Source organism: Mesorhizobium vachelliae (assembly GCF_033977325.1).
GTDB classification, from domain to species: Bacteria; Pseudomonadota; Alphaproteobacteria; order Rhizobiales; family Rhizobiaceae; genus Mesorhizobium; species Mesorhizobium vachelliae.
Genome location: NZ_JAVIIR010000071.1, coordinates 1 through 1,108, shown reverse-complemented (window position 1 = coordinate 1,108; position 1,108 = coordinate 1). Strand labels below are relative to the sequence as shown.

Annotated in this window: 1 protein-coding gene; it reads left to right on the top strand. The window is 64.8% G+C overall.

The features are described 5' to 3' along the window. Window positions 1-16: 16 nt before the first annotated feature. Window positions 17-1,108 (top strand): S-(hydroxymethyl)glutathione dehydrogenase/class III alcohol dehydrogenase (locus RFM41_RS34055; RefSeq protein WP_320253520.1); only part of this gene is annotated, 1,092 nt, incomplete at its 3' end.

Genomic DNA, 1,108 nt, shown 5'->3' with positions numbered 1-1,108 from the left:
TTGGGAGGAGTGCCTCATGAAGACGCGTGCCGCTGTAGCCGTTGGCGCTGGAAAGCCGCTGGAGATCATGGAGGTGGACCTCGAGGGCCCGCGCGAGGGCGAGGTTCTGGTCGAGGTCAAGGCGACCGGCATCTGCCACACCGACGAGTTCACGCTGTCGGGCGCCGATCCGGAAGGCATCTTTCCGGCGATCCTGGGCCATGAGGGTGCCGGCATCGTCGTCGATGTCGGCAAGGGCGTGACCTCGGTCAGGAAGGGCGACCATGTCATCCCGCTCTACACGCCCGAATGCCGGCAGTGCCCGTCGTGCCTGTCGCGCAAGACCAATCTGTGCACCGCCATCCGCGCCACGCAGGGGCAAGGCCTGATGCCCGACGGCACCTCGCGCTTCTCGGTCGGCGGCGAGAAGCTCTTCCACTATATGGGCTGCTCGACCTTTTCCAACTTCACCGTGCTGCCCGAGATCGCGGTCGCCAAGGTCAATCCGGACGCCCCCTTCGACAAGATCTGCTACATCGGCTGCGGGGTGACGACCGGCATCGGCGCCGTCATCAACACCGCCAAGGTCGAGCAAGGGGCCACCGCCGTGGTCTTCGGCCTCGGCGGCATTGGCCTCAACGTCATCCAGGGCCTTCGCCTTGCCGGCGCCGACATGATCATCGGCGTTGACTTGAACAACGACAAGAAGGCCTGGGGCGAGAAGTTCGGCATGACGCATTTCGTCAATCCGAAGGAGATCGACGGCGACATCGTGCCTTATCTGGTCAACCTGACCAAGCGCGGCGCCGACCAGATCGGCGGCGCCGACTACACCTTCGACTGCACCGGCAACACCAAGGTGATGCGCCAGGCCCTGGAGGCCTCGCATCGCGGCTGGGGCAAGTCGGTCATCATCGGCGTTGCCGGCGCCGGCCAGGAGATTTCGACGAGGCCGTTCCAGCTGGTCACCGGCCGCAGCTGGATGGGCACCGCCTTCGGCGGCGCGCGCGGCCGCACCGACGTGCCCAGGATCGTCGACTGGTACATGGAAAAGAAGATCCAGATCGACCCGATGATCACCCACACGCTGAAGCTCGAGGACATCAACAAGGGCTTTGACCTCATGCAT